The sequence below is a fragment of the Acinetobacter sp. NBRC 100985 genome, from assembly GCF_000241225.1.
GTDB classification, from domain to species: Bacteria; Pseudomonadota; Gammaproteobacteria; order Pseudomonadales; family Moraxellaceae; genus Acinetobacter; species Acinetobacter venetianus.
This window is the reverse complement of sequence record NZ_BAEB01000025.1, coordinates 23993-40398: the sequence shown is the minus strand read 5'-3', so window position 1 is coordinate 40398 and position 16406 is coordinate 23993. Positions and strand designations below refer to the sequence as shown.

Annotated in this window: 15 protein-coding genes; 13 read left to right on the top strand and 2 right to left on the bottom strand. The window is 38.8% G+C overall.

What is annotated here, in order from left to right; translation table 11 throughout:
- Positions 1-95 precede the first annotated feature (95 nt).
- Both rhlB and fba read left to right on the top strand, forming a co-directional pair.
- Entirely contained in the window at positions 96-1247 is a 1152-nt protein-coding gene (gene rhlB / locus ACT4_RS10040; protein WP_004879923.1) for an ATP-dependent RNA helicase RhlB, read from the top strand.
- 204 nt (positions 1248-1451) lie between these two features.
- Complete coding sequence (gene fba / locus ACT4_RS10035; protein WP_004879920.1) at positions 1452-2489, top strand: class II fructose-bisphosphate aldolase; 1038 nt, start codon at positions 1452-1454, stop codon at positions 2487-2489.
- A 91-nt stretch (positions 2490-2580) separates the two neighbouring features.
- Here the strand turns inward: fba and ACT4_RS10030 are convergent, their stop codons facing one another.
- Positions 2581-3897 carry a peptidylprolyl isomerase gene (locus tag ACT4_RS10030; RefSeq protein WP_034604922.1) on the bottom strand — a complete coding sequence of 439 codons (1317 nt, stop codon included), beginning with the start codon at positions 3895-3897 and terminating at the stop codon, positions 2581-2583.
- A complete protein-coding gene (locus ACT4_RS10025) occupies positions 3897-6350 on the bottom strand; it encodes an LPS-assembly protein LptD (RefSeq protein ID WP_007481857.1) in 2454 nt (817 codons plus the stop codon). The genes ACT4_RS10030 and ACT4_RS10025 overlap by 1 nt, the downstream gene beginning before the upstream one ends.
- Positions 6351-6468: 118 nt before the next feature.
- Here ACT4_RS10025 and ACT4_RS10020 point away from each other — a divergent pair, with 118 nt between their 5' ends.
- From ACT4_RS10020 to ACT4_RS09970, 11 genes are all read left to right on the top strand, one after another.
- Positions 6469-7482 (top strand): aminoglycoside phosphotransferase family protein, encoded by a 1014-nt coding sequence (locus ACT4_RS10020; protein ID WP_034604920.1) that lies wholly within the window; start codon positions 6469-6471, stop codon positions 7480-7482.
- Positions 7482-8171 carry an N-acetylmuramate alpha-1-phosphate uridylyltransferase MurU gene (gene murU / locus ACT4_RS10015; RefSeq protein ID WP_007481855.1) on the top strand — a complete coding sequence of 230 codons (690 nt, stop codon included), beginning with the start codon at positions 7482-7484 and terminating at the stop codon, positions 8169-8171. Before ACT4_RS10020 ends, murU begins: the two co-directional genes overlap by 1 nt.
- A 175-nt stretch (positions 8172-8346) precedes the next feature.
- Complete coding sequence (gene rsmG, locus ACT4_RS10010; RefSeq protein ID WP_007481854.1) at positions 8347-8982, top strand: 16S rRNA (guanine(527)-N(7))-methyltransferase RsmG; 636 nt, start codon at positions 8347-8349, stop codon at positions 8980-8982.
- Between the two features lie 18 nt (positions 8983-9000).
- Positions 9001-9783: a ParA family protein gene (locus ACT4_RS10005; protein WP_004879909.1), complete on the top strand. Its 783-nt coding sequence runs from the start codon at positions 9001-9003 to the stop codon at positions 9781-9783.
- Entirely contained in the window at positions 9780-10667 is an 888-nt protein-coding gene (locus tag ACT4_RS10000; protein ID WP_004879906.1) for a ParB/RepB/Spo0J family partition protein, read from the top strand. The genes ACT4_RS10005 and ACT4_RS10000 overlap by 4 nt, the downstream gene beginning before the upstream one ends.
- Positions 10668-10714: 47 nt before the next feature.
- Entirely contained in the window at positions 10715-11344 is a 630-nt protein-coding gene (locus ACT4_RS09995) for a MotA/TolQ/ExbB proton channel family protein (RefSeq protein WP_004879905.1), read from the top strand.
- Positions 11345-11359: 15 nt separating this feature from the next.
- A complete protein-coding gene (locus ACT4_RS09990; protein ID WP_007481852.1) occupies positions 11360-11788 on the top strand; it encodes a biopolymer transporter ExbD in 429 nt (142 codons plus the stop codon).
- Positions 11785-13512 carry a lipid A export permease/ATP-binding protein MsbA gene (gene msbA, locus ACT4_RS09985; protein WP_007481851.1) on the top strand — a complete coding sequence of 576 codons (1728 nt, stop codon included), beginning with the start codon at positions 11785-11787 and terminating at the stop codon, positions 13510-13512. Before ACT4_RS09990 ends, msbA begins: the two co-directional genes overlap by 4 nt.
- A gap of 2 nt (positions 13513-13514) precedes the next feature.
- Positions 13515-14522, top strand: a complete 1008-nt coding sequence (gene lpxK / locus ACT4_RS09980) for a tetraacyldisaccharide 4'-kinase (RefSeq protein ID WP_007481850.1) — start codon at positions 13515-13517, stop codon at positions 14520-14522.
- A gap of 9 nt (positions 14523-14531) precedes the next feature.
- On the top strand, positions 14532-15293 hold the full coding sequence (gene kdsB / locus ACT4_RS09975; RefSeq protein WP_007481849.1) for a 3-deoxy-manno-octulosonate cytidylyltransferase: 762 nt from the start codon (positions 14532-14534) through the stop codon (positions 15291-15293).
- Positions 15294-15299: 6 nt separating this feature from the next.
- Positions 15300-16283, top strand: coding sequence for a DNA polymerase III subunit delta' (locus tag ACT4_RS09970; protein WP_007481848.1), 984 nt, complete (start codon positions 15300-15302; stop codon positions 16281-16283).
- Positions 16284-16406 lie beyond the last annotated feature (123 nt).

The window sequence follows — 16406 nt, the reverse complement described above, 5'->3', positions numbered from 1 at the left end:
GCCTTAACGCAATATAAAAACGCTCCAATGTTATTTGGGGCGTTTTTGTTTATAATAGCCACTTTCTTTTGGTCATTGATGGTTCGAGAGCATATATGACATCTGGTTTTGAAACCTTAAATTTACATCCGCAGTTGAAGAAAGCAATCGATGCTTTGGGTTTTACGAAAATGACCCCGATTCAACAAAAGGTTTTAAAATATACATTAGCAGGGCATGATGCTATTGGTCGAGCACAAACAGGTACAGGTAAAACTGCAGCCTTTTTAATTAGTGTGATCAATGATTTATTGAATAACCCAGTTCAAGATCAGCGCTTCCGTGGAGAGCCGCGTGCTTTAATTTTAGCGCCAACCCGTGAATTGGCACTACAAATTGAAAGTGATGCAAAAGCATTAACCAAATTTTCAGACTTACATCTCGTAACATTGTTAGGTGGTGTAGATTTTGATAAACAAAAGAAAATGTTAGATCGTAACTTTGTTGACATTATAGTGGCGACACCGGGTCGTCTAATTGATTTCGTTGAGCAAAAAGAAGTTTGGTTGGATCGAATTGAATTTTTGGTGATTGATGAAGCTGACCGATTGCTTGATATGGGTTTTATTCCGTCGGTAAAACGAATCGTTCGTTATTCGCCATTTAAAGAGCAACGTCAAACTTTAATGTTCTCAGCAACATTTAGCTATGATGTTTTGAATCTTGCGCGTCAATGGTTATTTGAGCCTGTAACGGTGGAAATTGAGCCTGAGCAGAAAACCAATAACGATGTTGAGCAGCGTGTATATGTTGTAGAAAATAAGGATAAATACAAACTTCTACAAGAAATTTTGAAAGATGAGCCAATTGATAAGGTAATGATTTTTGCGAATCGTCGTGATCAGGTACGTCGTCTTTATGATCATTTGAAACGTGATGGTTATAAGGTAGGAATGTTGTCAGGTGAAATTGCGCAAGACAAACGTCTAAAAATGCTCGATCAATTTAAGCAGGGTAAAAATAATATTATGATTGCAACTGATGTTGCGGGTCGTGGTATTCATGTTGATGGTGTATCGCACGTCATTAATTTTACTTTGCCTGAACAGTCTGATGATTATGTACATCGTATTGGCCGTACTGGTCGTGCAGGTGCACAAGGTGTGAGTATCAGCTTCTTGTCAGAAGATGATGCATTTTATTTGCCAGAGATTGAAAAGGCGATTGGTAAGAAATTACCTCTAACACGTTTAGAAGGTTATTGTTAAGTTAAACAAAATCTATCATTTGACTTAATAAAAACATTTATAAAAAGATCAAATCATGCTGTGATTTGATCTTTTTTATTTTTAAATACAATTTAGTACTCAAATTACACAAAAGATTGAGGATTTTTTTTGATTTACTGTGATTAGTTGCTGAATTGAAATAAATCAACATGTAGAATATGGCGCATTACCTGGGAGGATATTATGGCACTCATCTCAATGCGCCAGCTCTTGGATCACGCTGCAGAACATAACTACGGCGTACCAGCGTTTAACGTAAACAACTTAGAACAAATGCGCGCAATCATGCTCGCAGCAGATGCAACTAATTCACCTGTAATCGTGCAAGCATCAGCAGGTGCGCGTAAATATGCGGGTGCACCTTTCTTACGTCATCTTATTCTAGCTGCAATTGAAGAATGGCCACATATTCCAGTGGTAATGCACCAAGATCATGGCACAAGTCCTGATGTGTGCCAGCGTTCTATCCAATTAGGTTTCAGCTCAGTGATGATGGATGGTTCATTAGGTGCTGATGGTAAAACACCAACTTCATATGACTACAATGTTGATGTAACACGTCGTGTTGTTGCTATGGCGCATGCATGTGGTGTTTCAGTTGAAGGTGAGATCGGTTGCTTGGGTAGTCTTGAGACTGGTATGGCTGGCGAAGAAGATGGTGTTGGTGCAGAAGGTGTGCTAGATCACTCTCAGTTGTTAACTTCTGTAGAAGAAGCAACTCAGTTCGTTGCTGATACAAATGTTGATGCTTTAGCGATTGCTGTGGGAACATCTCATGGTGCGTACAAGTTTACTCGTCCACCTACAGGCGATATCTTGGCAATTGATCGTATTAAAGAAATTCACGCCGCATTGCCAAATACGCATCTTGTAATGCATGGTTCAAGCTCTGTACCACAAGAATGGTTAGCGATTATTAACCAATATGGTGGCGATATTAAAGAAACTTACGGTGTGCCTGTAGATCAGCTTGTAGAAGCGATTAAACACGGTGTGCGTAAGATTAATATTGACACTGATTTACGTTTGGCATCTACAGGTGCAATGCGCCGTATGATGTCTGAAAAACCAAGTGAATTTGATCCACGTAAATTCTTTGGTGAAACAGTTGAAGCAATGAAAGATATCTGTGTTGCTCGTTACGAAGCATTTGGTACGGCTGGTAATGCAGATAAGATTCGCCCAATCTCTTTAGAGAAAATGGTTGATCGTTACAAATAATCATTTTGTAATGCAAAAATAGCGGCAATCGCCGCTATTTTTATTTTTAGGGGTGAGATGAAAAAGCCAGCAGATTGCTGGCCTTTTTCTGTTATTTATTCTGTTGAGCTTTGGAATCTAAGCTCACGTCTTTGATTTCAACATAGGCATTTGCACGAAGCTCACGCATCCAGCTATCAACTTCGGTATCAAACTGACGTTCACCAAGAATTTGACGAGCCATACGTTCTTGAACTTCTTTGGTCATGTCTTGTTGGCGTGTATCGCTCACTTGCAGAATGTGCCATCCAAACTGTGTTTGGAATGGTTTGCTGACTTGACCAACAGGTGTGTCTTTCATAACTTGTTCAAATTCAGGAACCATGGTGCCTGGGCTTACCCAACCTAAGCTACCGCCATCACGTGCAGAGCCAGTGTCGTTTGAATATGTTGCAGCTAGAGTGCCAAAATCTTCACCAGCTTTAGCACGATTATATAAGCTGTCGATCATTTGTTTAGCACGATCAAGGCTAACAACTTCTGATGGCTGAATCAGGATATGACGTGTTAGATATTGAGGCACAAGCGCTTTTTGATCATTTTGTTTGCGATCAAGTAATTTTAAAACATGCACACCATCACGAACACTAATAAGTTCAGTGGTTTGACCAACTTTCAATGGCGCAATTCGTGCAGATAGTTCAGTTGGTATTTCTGATAATGAGCGGAAGCCCATGTCAGCACCATCAACAGTTACTGTAGAAGAAGAAAATTTAGAGCTAATTGCTTTAGGGTCATCATTGTTGGCTAAAGCTTGCTTAACTTCTTTTGCTATTTTTTGAACTTCTTCAGTGTTGTCACCTGAAATCCGCATATGAATTACGTGTGCTTGTGTACCAAGTGCAGCTTGACCTTCAGGTGAGTTTAAAAAGTTTTCAACATCGTGATCGCTAATTTTAATACGTGACATTACTTGTTGTTGGCGTAAGCGACCAATCGAAAGATCTTCTGCAATACGAGCACGTAGACTCTCGTAAGTACCCGGAGCAATCGCATCTAATTTTTGTTGGAATGCTTCTAGGCTATTTGCGCCTGATTGATTTGCAACTTTTAGAACAGCAGCATTTAAACTTTTCTCATCAGGTTTAATACCATATCGTTTTACTTGCTCTAACTGAGCTTGACGAACAATAAGCTGGTCTAGAACCTGCATTTGCAAATATTGTAATGGGGGAACAGTTTTGTTTTGCGCTTTAAGCTGGTGTTCTGTTTCTGCAATCCCTTGTTCTAAATCACTTTTAAGAATGACACTACTATCAACAATTGCAACAACCTCATCCGTAGGTTGCGCAAAGCTTTGCATTGATGAAGAAATTAGGGCAGCTAGAACAGTGGCTCTAAAGATATGTTGAAAAGATTTTATCTTCATTAACGTTGTGTCCAAGATTGATTAATTTTGTTGAAACCCAAAACTCTATTTTCTAACAGAGATGCAAGTTTGTTGTTTAAAGCACCTAGCCCTTTAAGAGTAAACTCCGCCATGATGGCTTTCTTTCTATGAACGTCAGGAAGCGTGGGATCATCCAAATCGTTATAGTAAGAACGACCATAAACGGAAACTGCCCAACAACAAGACTCATAATTTACACCGAGTAAATATTCGCGCATTAAATTATTATCTAAATCATATTGAGCGTGACCCATAATACGCCAATTATCTTTCACGGGTTGTATAAAGGATGCAACAGCTTGGTCGTATGCATCTTGGCGATCTGGAATGTATTTACGGTAGAAGTAACCTAGGTTATACAGGTTGCCTTTATCACCTACATAGTAAGCTTGGAAATCTCGTTGAGCATTATCACCACTATCCATCCATGCTGAATTCGCAGCAATAGTGAAGTTTTGGTTGAGTTGGCTAGACAAGCTTACAATAGGGCCAGTACGACGTTGTTTGTCGAATTCATCTGGCTCTTGATTTAGTGTTACGCGTCTATCACTAAAATAATAACTCTGCCCAATACTCGCTTTGATTCGCTCTAAGCCTTCGGTATCCAATAGGCTGTATGTTACGCCTAGAGACAAAAAGTTATTGTCATCTAAGCGGTCATGTCCGTAGAAGCGATAAGGATTGAAGAGTTGATCATAACTAATTGAAGCTGTTGTTGAGTCAAAGTTAGGGTAATCTTCTTGATTTTTGTAAGGTGAATATGCGTAAAAGGCACGTGGTGAAATGCTTTGTAAGTATTTACCGTCTTTTTCGAATGTTACACCTGTTGCAAAAGTAAATTGTGGAACCACAACTGACTTTTGTAAATCATCAGATCCACGATTTACTTGGGCGTCCTGATCATAATAAGTGTTGATGCTTCTTACAGAAACTTCGGGAATCGCATAGAACCAAGATGGAGTTAGATAATTATATCGAACTGCAAATTGGTTGTAGATACGTGTACCACTTGACTCTAAAGCTGAGCCATCATTAATCGATTTTTTGAAGTAAGCTGTATCATTGTTAAATTCGTATTGAAGACCTTGAGGGTCGCCAGTGACGTAATTTAATAAGAATTGTGGAAGACGCGCATAAGGTTTATCTGCATCTTTAATTGTTTCATCCAGTGTTTGGAAGTCTTCGACTTTCAATTGTGCCTTAAGCCCAGGAATACCATTTTGGTAGTTTAGCTCCCATGCGCGGCGTAAGTTCAAGTCCGTTTTTGAATTTGGGCTTGTATTAAAGTCAGAGAAATAATCTTTATCAGAAGCGTGGTTGTATTCTAGGTTTGTAGACCATTGATCGTTAATTTTCCAGTTATGCAGGAAATGTAAATCTTCACGATCTTTGTTGTCGTATTGATTGTCAGTTGGTAAATAACCACCCCAAATACGACCAGAACCAAAGTTTTCAGTCATGTATCTAAATTCGGCATCTAACTTGACACCGCGTTTACTCATGTAGCTTGGGGTTAATGTTAGATCATAGTTTGGTGCAAGGTTTAGATATACTGGAACAGTAAGTTGAGCACCACCATCATTACTATAACCAAAGTTTGGATTTAAAATACCAGTCGTGCGGCGATCATCAATCGGGAAGTTAAAGTAGGGCACAGCGAGAACTGGAACATCCTTAACATATAACTTTGTACCGCGAGTTACACCTCGGCCTGTATCTTGATTCAACTCAATTTCTTTAGCTTGAATTCGCCAAGCTGGTTTCTGCTCGGGTGGGCAAGCCGTATAGCTCGCATCTTTTAAAATAACAAGATTTTCATTCGCACGTTTGATCTGACTTGCATGGCCATGTGCATGTTGTTGTTCAGAAATATAAAAACTATTGTTTAAATCGCCAGTTTGGGTCTTTAAGTTATAGTTAATTTGGTCACTTTGCGTTAATAAACCTGATTGTGCAAGCTGAACACGACCTTGTGCATTTGCATATGTTTGAGTTGAATCAATCGTCACTTGATCTGCACGAATGGTTCGTCCTTCTTGGTCGATTATAACGTTGCCTTGTAGGACTGAATCACCTTCAGGATTGTAGTGGCCATAGTCAGCCGTGATGACAGAGGTTGTGCTACTAGCATCAACAGCTTTGGTTTCGGGGTTAATCGGTGTAACCCATGTTCCTTGGCAGAAAGAAGAGCTTAAGTAACGGTTATCACGTAACTGTGCTTCTGGTGCAGATTTATCAACGTAATACTGTTGAAAAAACTTTTGACCAGGAAAGCTTTCTTGGTCTTGTTGAAGTTTAGCTTTAAGCTGGGCATTGTCTAAAGTCGAGACATGAGACGAATCTGTTGCTGCGAAACTTGATTGAATCGAGCCGCCACACAAGAGTGTCAAAATAGCAGTTGCTAAAGGATTAAATTTAAACTGATGTTTCATTGTCTCATTAACCAGTACGCTAATTCACAATTAATTATTGTCGCATCATAGAGAAAAAGTTGATAAGTGGCTACACTTAAGCTTTCAAAATCTCAGCTAGTTTTAGATTTTATTGCAAATGAATACACAACGTGAACAATTGATACAAACTTGGCTTCAAGCCACTCTCCAATCAGATCAATTTGAGATCAGCTTTTTGGCAGGAGATGCGAGCTTTCGTCGTTACGCACGAGTTAAGTTACAAAACAAAACATATATGCTTATGGATGCGCCGCCTGAAAAAGAAGATTGTGTTCCATTTGTGACCATTGATGAGTTTTTTGACAAGCATGGTGTGCGTGTTCCGCATATCGTTGCAAAAGATCTCGATCAAGGACTGTTGCTGTTGGAGGATTTTGGTGATGTGGTTTTATCTACATTGTTAAATGATACGACGGTAGATGAATATTACGCTCAAAGCTTTAAGCAGTTAATTGAGTTGCAGCAAATTGATGGTACAGAACGTTTGCCTGAATATTCATATGACAAACTGATGTCAGAAATGCGTTTGTTGACGGACTGGATGTTACCATCATTGAATATTCAGCCTTCTGAACAGCAGTTAGAAACAATTGAGCAAGCATTTGATTTCCTTGCTGTAGAGGCAACTCAGCAACCGCAAGTCATTGTGCATCGTGATTTTCACAGTCGTAATTTGATGAAAATTGAAAATGAACAAGAATTAGGGGTGATTGATTTTCAGGATGCTGTGATTGGCGCAGATACTTATGATCTGATTTCCATTACGCGTGACGCCTACGTGCAGTGGAATGCTGACCGTGTCTATGAATGGTTTGGAGTTTTCTATAACTTATTGCCAGCAGCAGCGAAAGAAAATCGTAATTTCGAACAGTTCAAGCGTGATGCGGACTTAATGGCAATTCAACGTCATTTGAAAATTTTAGGTATTTTCGTTCGTTTGTTTGAGCGTGATGGAAAATCGGGATATTTAAAAGATTTACCGCGTGTAATGTGGTATCTGCTAGAAGAAAGCCAAGGTTATGATGAACTAAATGATTTTATGCAGTTTATCCGTGATGTAGTTATGCCAAAGTTTATTATCAAATATGGTGACTATGAGGTTGCAGCATAATGAAAGCAATGATTCTAGCTGCTGGTATGGGCAATCGTATGCGTCCGCTGACATTGCACACACCTAAACCTTTACTAGAAGTTGGTGGTAAACCATTAATTGTTTGGCATATTGAAAAGTTACAAAAGATTGGTGTAACTGAAATTGTCATCAATACAGCATGGTTGGGTGAAAAACTTGCAAATACTTTGGGTGATGGCTCTCAATTCGGTGTCACGATATTATGGTCTCATGAAGGTGAGGGGTTGGAAACGGCAGGAGGCATCATTAATGCTTTACCATTGCTAGGAACTGATCCTTTTATTTTGGTCAATGGTGATGTCTGGACAACAATGGATTTTTCTACATTGTTGGATGTTGATTTAAGTGATAAGCAAGCACACTTGGTGTTGGTTGATAACCCGCCACAACATACCAAAGGCGATTTTATTCTAGCGAATGATTTGGCTTACACTTTTGAGCAAGATCAACTCGGTGAAGCACTTACGTATAGCGGTGTTGCTGTATTAAAGCCAAAAATGTTTGTGGGTTTAGAAAATGGCAAACGACCGTTAGCACCTTTACTTAAACAAGCGATGCAACAACAACAAGTTTCAGCTGAAAAAATGCAAGCAATTTGGGTTGATGTAGGGACACCAGATCGCTTAGAACAACTTGATCAGCAAATCAAACAAGGTGTAATCTGCTAATAAAATTAATTTTTGTCACTCTTTGATTTGTATAAGGAAAGACAAAAAACTGATGGATTGTGCAGTTTATCATGAACATAGATGTTTAACTGCATAATCGTTCAACAAGTCCTACTGTGTCTTGTATCAGAAATCGGTATACTGCACAGCAAATTTATCGAGATGTTACACCGTTATGCATCCTTTTTTTCAAGAATTAAAGCAAGGTAGCCAAGCACTAGGTTTAGATCTAAGTGAAGAGGCTTTAACTCTCTTATTGAAATATCAAGATGCACTCGTGCTTTGGAATAAGGCTTATAACCTCACGGCCATTCGCGATCCAAAAGAAATGTTGGTTAAACATTTATTAGATAGCTTAAGTATTTTAAAAGATTTGCCAAAAGGTCGTTTGTTGGATGTTGGTACGGGTGGTGGTATGCCCGGCATGATCATTGCATTATGTGAACCAGAGCGTTCATGTGTCTTATTGGATTCAAATGGAAAAAAGATTCGTTTCTTGAAGCAATTTATTGCTGATTTAAAACTAACAAATGTAATTGCAGTTCAAACACGTGTTGAAAATGAAGATAGCATTGGTGAACTTGGTCAGTTCGATGTCATTACAAGTAGAGCCTTTGCATCTCTGACAGATTTTGTAAATGCTGCACAGCCGTATATGCATCAACAAAGCATTATCGCGGCGATGAAAGGTCTAATCCCAACGGATGAGGTTGAACAAATGAAGGATGAATATTCTTGTAAGGTTGTTGAGCTTCGTGTACCGAGATTAGATGAACAACGTCATTTACTTTTACTTCAACGTATTCAATAAAAAATATTAAGGGTAATCATGGCTCAAATTATTGCGATTGCAAACCAAAAAGGTGGTGTAGGGAAAACCACAACAGCAGTGAATCTTGCTGCGTCTTTGGCGATCTTAAAAAAACGTGTCTTGTTAGTCGATATGGACTCGCAAGGGAATGCCACCATGGGGTCTGGTGTTCAAAAGAATGATTTACTTTATTCTGTAACTGATGTGCTGTTAGGCGAGGTGCCAATCGAAACAGCAATTCAAAAAGCTGAAGTAGGATATAAAGTTTTAGGTGCAAATCGTGAACTTGCTGGTGTAGAGCTTGCAATTGCTGAGCAAGAAGGGCGTGAGTTCATCCTGAAAAATGCTTTGAAGGAAGTCGAGTCAGCATTCGATTATATTATTGTAGATTGTGCACCAAGTTTGAGTCTAATCACCGTGAATGCCTTGGCGGCTGTGAATGGTGTTATTATTCCAATGCAATGTGAATATTATGCTTTGGAAGGTTTAGCAGATCTAACGCAAACAATTGATCGTATACAAAAAGCCCTCAATCCAAACTTGGAAATCGTAGGGGTATTACGTACCATGTACGATGCACGTAATGCATTGACGCGTGATGTTTCGGCTGAATTAGAACAATATTTTGGTAAGAAACTTTATGACACAGTTATCCCAAGAAATATTCGTTTAGCTGAAGCGCCAGCGCATGGTTTGCCTGTTATCTATTTTGAGAAAAGCTCAAAAGGCGCAGTTGCATATTTGAATTTAGCAGCAGAAATGTTGAAGAAAAGTAAAGTGAAAAAAGGAAGTGCGGTATGAGCATCAAAAAACGCGGATTGGCTAAAGGTCGTGGTTTAGATGCGCTGTTGGGTTCAATTCAAAAAGAAAAATTGCAACTTGAAGCACAAGCCTTAGATCATGGTCAACTCAAGCAAATTGATGTTAATTTATTAAAACGTGGTGAGTATCAGCCACGTCGTTTTATCCAAGAACAAGATTTACAAGAGCTTGCATCATCAATTGAAAAGCATGGTGTAATGCAACCAATCGTCATCCGTCCAGTTGATGATGAACAACATCCTTACGAAATCATTGCAGGTGAACGTCGTTGGCGTGCTGCCCAACTCGCTGGCTTAGCAGAAATTCCTGCGATTGTACGAGATCTAAATGATCAGGTTGCAATTGCTTTAGCGTTAATTGAGAACATTCAACGTCAAGATTTAAATCCGATTGATCAAGCGCTTGCACTACAACGTTTCCATGATGAATTTGGTTTAAGCCATCAGGAAATTGCGGATACTGTTGGCAAAGCTCGTACTACAGTAAGTAACTTATTACGTTTGTTAAGCTTAGCTGATCCAATTAAAGATTTTATGCAGCAAGGTCAAATTGATATGGGGCATGCCCGTGCCATTCTAGCTTTGAAAGCAAAAGATCAATTGGAAGTCGCTAAAATCGTAATTGAAAAAGATTTGTCAGTGCGTCAAACTGAACAATTAGTTCGTGAGTGGAGTGAACCAAAACCTGAAAAGGAAAAGGTGCAAGTTTCTCCTGATATTGAGCATTTAACTCAGAGACTTTCAGAGCGTTTCGGAGCAAATGTGAAAATTGACCATAATCAAAAAGGCAAAGGGAAAATGGTCATTCATTACCACTCATTGGATGAGTTGGATGGTATTTTGAATATTTGTTTACCTAACTAATATTTAGGATGCGTCCTGTTATATTTTAAATATTATTGGGGAATAATATGTGGGAACTCGTAAAGGCTGGCGGTTGGTTAATGCTGCCTCTCATTCTCTCATCAATTTTTACGGTTGCGATTACATTAGAGCGTTATCTTAGATTAAAGCGCTCACAAGTTTTACCACAAGATTTACTTGTAAATGGTGCTGATTTAGAAACACTTGTTGCTAAGTTAGAACAAGAACAGGCAATGCGCAGTCCATTAGGACGAATCCTAAAAGCTGGTTACGATCATAGGGATCAAGGTGAACAGTTTGCTCGTGCTCAAATGGAAGCAGCAGCATCTCAAGAAATTACGCATCTAGAAAAGAATATCAATTTTCTCGGTACACTAAGTGCAATTGCACCGTTACTTGGTTTGTTGGGTACTGTATTAGGTATTATTGAGTCATTTCTAGTGATCGATGTTGGTTCAGCAGGTAATGCAAGTACAATGATGCCAGGTATTTCTAAGGCGCTAATTACAACTGCTGTGGGGATGCTTATTGCAATTCCAGCGATGATTGCTTATCGATATTTCCAACGAGTTGTTCATGAGTATGTTGCTGAACTCGAGCAACAATCAACTTTGTTTCATGCAGCACTTTTCTATAAAAAAGTACCACATGTTCAAGAACATCGCCGTGCAAGCTAAAGCATAGGTGATCTCATGAAATTTAAACGTTCTCAAGTTGAAGATATTCATATTAATTTGACACCAATGATTGACTGTATGTTATTTATTTTGGTGTTTTTATTACTTTCAACGACTTTTAGTCAGCAAAGCCGTATAAATCTAACATTGCCAGATGCTCAGGGTGTTCCACCTAAACAATTCGATCATAAAATTGAAATCATGGTAGACTCCACAGGGCATTATTCCGTGAATGGTCAAGCATTATCCTCCAAAGATATTGCTGATCTCAGCACTGCAATTAAGCAAGTTGCACAAGACCGCAGAGATTTTATGTTTATTATCGCGGCGGATGCTAAGGCAACTCATCAAGATGTAATTCGAGTTATGGATGTTGCAGGCCAACTAGGTTTTGTAAACGTCAATATCAGCACAAAAGTTCCAACTAGAGGTTTCACTGAGTGAATCAAGATTTTAAGGTTTATGTTCGCCTTTTAGCTTATTTAAAATCTTATTGGGGCGTAGCCTTATTTGTATTGATCGGTTTTGGAATCAACGCTGCTACAGAAGTTTCTGTTGCGAAACTCCTTAAATATATTATTGATGCGATCCAAAATGGTAGCCGTGAAAACTTAGATTGGTTTCCAGTGCTCATTGTTTTGTTGATGTTTTTTCGTGGTGTGGGTTTATTCCTCGGTGGGTACTTTACAGCGGTTATTTCAAGACGTTTGGTATTTAGTATTCGTCAAGAAGTCTATGCAAAGCTATTAAGACTTCCTGCACAGTATTATTTAGATAATACCTCAGGCCATATTAGTGCTAAGTTGATGTACAACGTTCAACAATTGACAGCCGCATCTTCTGATTCATTACAAACCCTAGTTAAAGATGGCTTGATCGTCATTGGTCTATTAAGTTATTTGCTTTATACCAATTGGCGTTTAACACTTTGTATTATCGTTTTCATGCCTGTGATTGGAATCCTTGTTCGTGTAGCAGCTAAACGGATGCGTAAGCTGTCTGTTCAAGTTCAAAACACGATGGGTGATGTAAACCATGTCGTGCAAGAAACGATTAACGGTAACTCTGTTGTAAAGAGTTTTACTGGCGAAGCATTTGAACAACAACGTTTTTATAAATCATCTGAAGAGAACCTTCGTCGTGGTTTAAAAATGGTTGTTGTTCAGAATATTAACAGTCCAATTGTCCAATTGATTCTGTCGTGTGCGATGGCTGTAATTCTTTGGCTAGCTCTGAGACCACAAGTGTTTGGTGACACCTCTGCAGGCGAATTTGTTTCATATATCACTGCCGCTGGTTTAATTTCAAAACCAGTTAAAAACTTAACTGATATTAATGAAAAATTACAGCGTGGACTAGCAGCGGCACATTCTGTTTTTGAATTACTCGATTTGCCTGAAGAAGAAAACAATGGTCAGCTTAAACCTGAGCTAAAGGGGAATATTCGCTTTGATCAAGCAAGCTTGCAATATGAGGATGGCACGAAAGCGATTAAAGATTTTTCTTTAGATATTCGTGCAGGGCAAACAGTTGCGCTAGTCGGGCGGTCTGGTGCAGGAAAAACTTCTCTAGTAAATATGTTACCTCGCTTCCAAGAGTTGAGCAGTGGGCAAATTTATTTTGATGATATTCCTGTAAAAGATATTGAATTGCTTTGTCTGCGCTCACAAATTGCCATGGTGAATCAGCAGGTTGTACTTTTTAATCGTTCAGTTCGTGACAACATCGCGTATGGTCAATTACAAGATGCAAGTGATGAGCAAGTAATTGCTGCAGCTAAAGCAGCTTATGCACACGACTTCATTATGAACCTGCCACAAGGTTATGACACTATTTTGGGTGCGCAGGGTCTAAACTTGTCTGGTGGTCAGCGTCAGCGTCTTGCAATTGCGAGAGCTATTTTAAAAGACTCTCCAATTTTAATTTTGGATGAGGCAACGAGTGCCTTAGATAACGAATCTGAATATTTTATCCAGCAAGCATTTGATGAGGCAATGCAGGGCCGTACTACGATTGTGATTGCACACCGTTTATCTACTGTTGAAAATGCCGATTTGATTGTAGTGATGGATAGAGGACAGATTGTTGAACAAGGTACACATGCAGAATTACTTGCAAAAAATGGTATGTACTATCAGTTGCATGAACGTAATTTTGAGGAAAACTAAGGATGTCTTTAGCGCAACATATACAGGATGCTTGGAATAAACAAGCCTCATGGTTAATTGTGTTGCGTCCATTATCATGGCTGTATCAACTCGGATTTAATCTGAATAAATCTCTGTATGCATCTGGCATTAAAACTGTTTATAAAGCGCCAGTACCAGTGATGGTGATTGGTAATATTACTGTAGGTGGTAGTGGTAAAACGCCTTTATTAATCCAGTTGGTTAAATACTTACAACAGCATAATATCCGCGTTGGCGTGATCAGCCGTGGTTATGGGGGGCAAGGGCCTTTCCCAGCATTAGTTAATCGATTGTCAGAACCAGATACTGTTGGTGATGAACCAGCATTGATTGTGCAGTCTACTAGTGTGCCTATGGCTGTTGGGCCTAAACGCCAAGCCTCTATTGAGTTGTTATTGCAATCTCATGCATTAGATTTAATTATTAGTGATGATGGTCTTCAGCATTGGGCACTTGATCGTCAGATTGAATGGATCGTGCTAGATCAGAATCGAGGTTTGGGTAATGAAAGATTATTACCTGAAGGTTATTTGCGTGAACCAAAAGCTCGTTTATCGCATAGTACTGTTATTTACCATACCAAATCTGCTCAAGTTTCCAATAATATGCATTTACAAATAGGCTTACCTTATTTGTTAAATAAAAATCTTGATTCTGTTTGGTTTGACCGAGAAAAATATTTTAATGCTGTCGTAGGAATAGGTTTTCCTGAACGTTTTTATCAAACATTGAGTCAGATTGGCGTGATTCAGTACCAAGCACATGAATTCCCAGATCACCATGATTATGAGATTTCAGATTTAACTTTTGACAATCAGGATGCAATCATTACGACTGAAAAAGATGCTGTGAAATTTAAGGCATTATTATCACAAAACCCTAATTTTAATATCCCGATTTGGGTTGTTCCTGTTGAAGCAGTTTTATCATCCGATTGTTATGAGTTGTTGAAACAACAATTACAACAAGTCGGTATTCAATTTTCTTAGAGCACTATCATGAAACATATTGTTATTCCTGCTCGTTTTGCGAGTTCACGTTTGCCAGCGAAGCCATTGTTACTAATTCATGGTCGTCCAATGATTTTACGTGTAGTGGATCAAGCTAAAAAAGTAGCAGGGTTTGATGATTTGTGTGTTGCTACGGATGATGAGCGAATTGCAGAAGTTTGCCGTGCAGAGGGGGTAGATGTTGTATTAACAAGTGCGGATCATCCTTCTGGCACAGATCGTCTCAGTGAAGTTGCTCGTCTAAAAGGCTGGGCGCAGGATGATATTATTGTCAATGTACAAGGTGATGAACCATTATTACCTGCACAACTAGTACAACAAGTATCTCAACTCTTGGTTGATAATCCGCAATGTTCGATGTCTACTTTGTGCGAGTCGATCCATAGTTTGGATGAGTTTCATCGTGATAGCATTGTAAAAGTCGTCATGAGCAATCGTAATGAAGCATTGTATTTTAGTCGAGCTACCATTCCTTATGATCGTGATGGCGCAAAAGAAACAGAAGCTAAACTACATGATCAAGCATTTCGTCATTTAGGCCTATATGCCTATCGTGTGAAATTGCTACAAGAGTATGTGACATGGGATCAAGGTAAGCTTGAAAAGTTAGAAAGTTTAGAACAGCTACGTGTATTAGAGAATGGTCATCGTATTGCAATAGCCGTAGCTGAGGCTAACTTACCGCCAGGTGTAGATACGCAAGCTGATTTAGATCGTCTAAATGCAATGCCTGAAAGCTTATTTGAATAATATATAATGGTCGATTTACAACATTCTATGATTTATCCATGGCATGAACAAACTTGGGAACTGTTAACAACACGTTTTCCTGACATTGGGCATGGCTTACTTTTCTATGGCAAGAATGGCTGTGCAAAACGAGAGTTTGCACAACGTTTTGTCGCTTGGGTACTGTGTTTAAATAAAAAAGCTCAATCAGCGTGTGGTCAGTGTAGCAGTTGTCAGTGGTTAAAATCGGATACGCATCCTAATTATGTTCACATCACAACAGATGAAGAAAATAAGAAACAAAATGCAAAAATAAAAATCGAAAAAATTCGAGATTTACTTCCATTTGTTCAACAAACCGGTGAAGGCTGGCGTGTGGTTGTGATCGAACCAGCTGAAGCACTCAATATTGCATCCTCTAATGCTTTACTAAAAACATTGGAAGAACCTGGTGAGCGCGTTGTTCTTATTCTATTAGCAGATCATTATTTAAAATTACCTGCGACGATTCGTAGTCGTCTACAGCATTTTTCTTTAGATCGTTTAACGATTCAGGATGCTCAGCAGTTTGTTCAGCAGCAATTACCAGATATTTCCGCAGAGCAAGTTTCATTGCTACTAAATTTGGCAAATGATATGCCATTAAGCGCAATCGAACTTCAACAAAGTGAATGGCTTTCTAAGCGAAGTAACTTTTTAAGTGATTGGCTGAAACTAGTCTCTGAAAAAAATATGCCTTTGAACTATTCTGCTAAGTGGTCTAAAGAGCTGAATTTCTCAGAGTTTGTCACCATGTTTGAATATCTGCTAGGTGATTTGATTAGTTTGAAGCTCAATCAATCAACGCGTAACTATGATTTGGATTTTCAAGCATTAGCCGAATGCTATGATTTAGAAAAACTTTTTGAGATTTATAGTGATTTACAACATAAAAAGCTGATGTTAGAGCAAAATGTTCAAACTCAATTGGTTATGGATGAGTTGTTTATCCAACTTATGAATGTTTCCTAGAATGATTGTGTTATGAGTTGTTAAATAAGAACAGAGCATAGGCTCTGTTTTTTATTTCACTAGATGTGCTATGAAAAATATGTGTTTAATTGCTGTGCATATGCAGTTTGATGAGAGTGCTAG

Excerpts from the sequence above, each read along its gene's own strand:
- rhlB (WP_004879923.1), top strand. The coding sequence starts at position 96 with ATGACATCTGGTTTTGAAACCTTAAATTTACATCCGCAGTTGAAGAAA.
- fba (WP_004879920.1), top strand. The coding sequence starts at position 1,452 with ATGGCACTCATCTCAATGCGCCAGCTCTTGGATCACGCTGCAGAACAT.
- ACT4_RS10030 (WP_034604922.1), bottom strand. The coding sequence starts at position 3,897 with ATGAAGATAAAATCTTTTCAACATATCTTTAGAGCCACTGTTCTAGCT.
- ACT4_RS10025 (WP_007481857.1), bottom strand. The coding sequence starts at position 6,350 with ATGAAACATCAGTTTAAATTTAATCCTTTAGCAACTGCTATTTTGACA.
- ACT4_RS10020 (WP_034604920.1), top strand. The coding sequence starts at position 6,469 with ATGAATACACAACGTGAACAATTGATACAAACTTGGCTTCAAGCCACT.
- murU (WP_007481855.1), top strand. The coding sequence starts at position 7,482 with ATGAAAGCAATGATTCTAGCTGCTGGTATGGGCAATCGTATGCGTCCG.
- rsmG (WP_007481854.1), top strand. The coding sequence starts at position 8,347 with ATGCATCCTTTTTTTCAAGAATTAAAGCAAGGTAGCCAAGCACTAGGT.
- ACT4_RS10005 (WP_004879909.1), top strand. The coding sequence starts at position 9,001 with ATGGCTCAAATTATTGCGATTGCAAACCAAAAAGGTGGTGTAGGGAAA.
- ACT4_RS10000 (WP_004879906.1), top strand. The coding sequence starts at position 9,780 with ATGAGCATCAAAAAACGCGGATTGGCTAAAGGTCGTGGTTTAGATGCG.
- ACT4_RS09995 (WP_004879905.1), top strand. The coding sequence starts at position 10,715 with ATGTGGGAACTCGTAAAGGCTGGCGGTTGGTTAATGCTGCCTCTCATT.
- ACT4_RS09990 (WP_007481852.1), top strand. The coding sequence starts at position 11,360 with ATGAAATTTAAACGTTCTCAAGTTGAAGATATTCATATTAATTTGACA.
- lpxK (WP_007481850.1), top strand. The coding sequence starts at position 13,515 with ATGTCTTTAGCGCAACATATACAGGATGCTTGGAATAAACAAGCCTCA.
- kdsB (WP_007481849.1), top strand. The coding sequence starts at position 14,532 with ATGAAACATATTGTTATTCCTGCTCGTTTTGCGAGTTCACGTTTGCCA.
- ACT4_RS09970 (WP_007481848.1), top strand. The coding sequence starts at position 15,300 with ATGGTCGATTTACAACATTCTATGATTTATCCATGGCATGAACAAACT.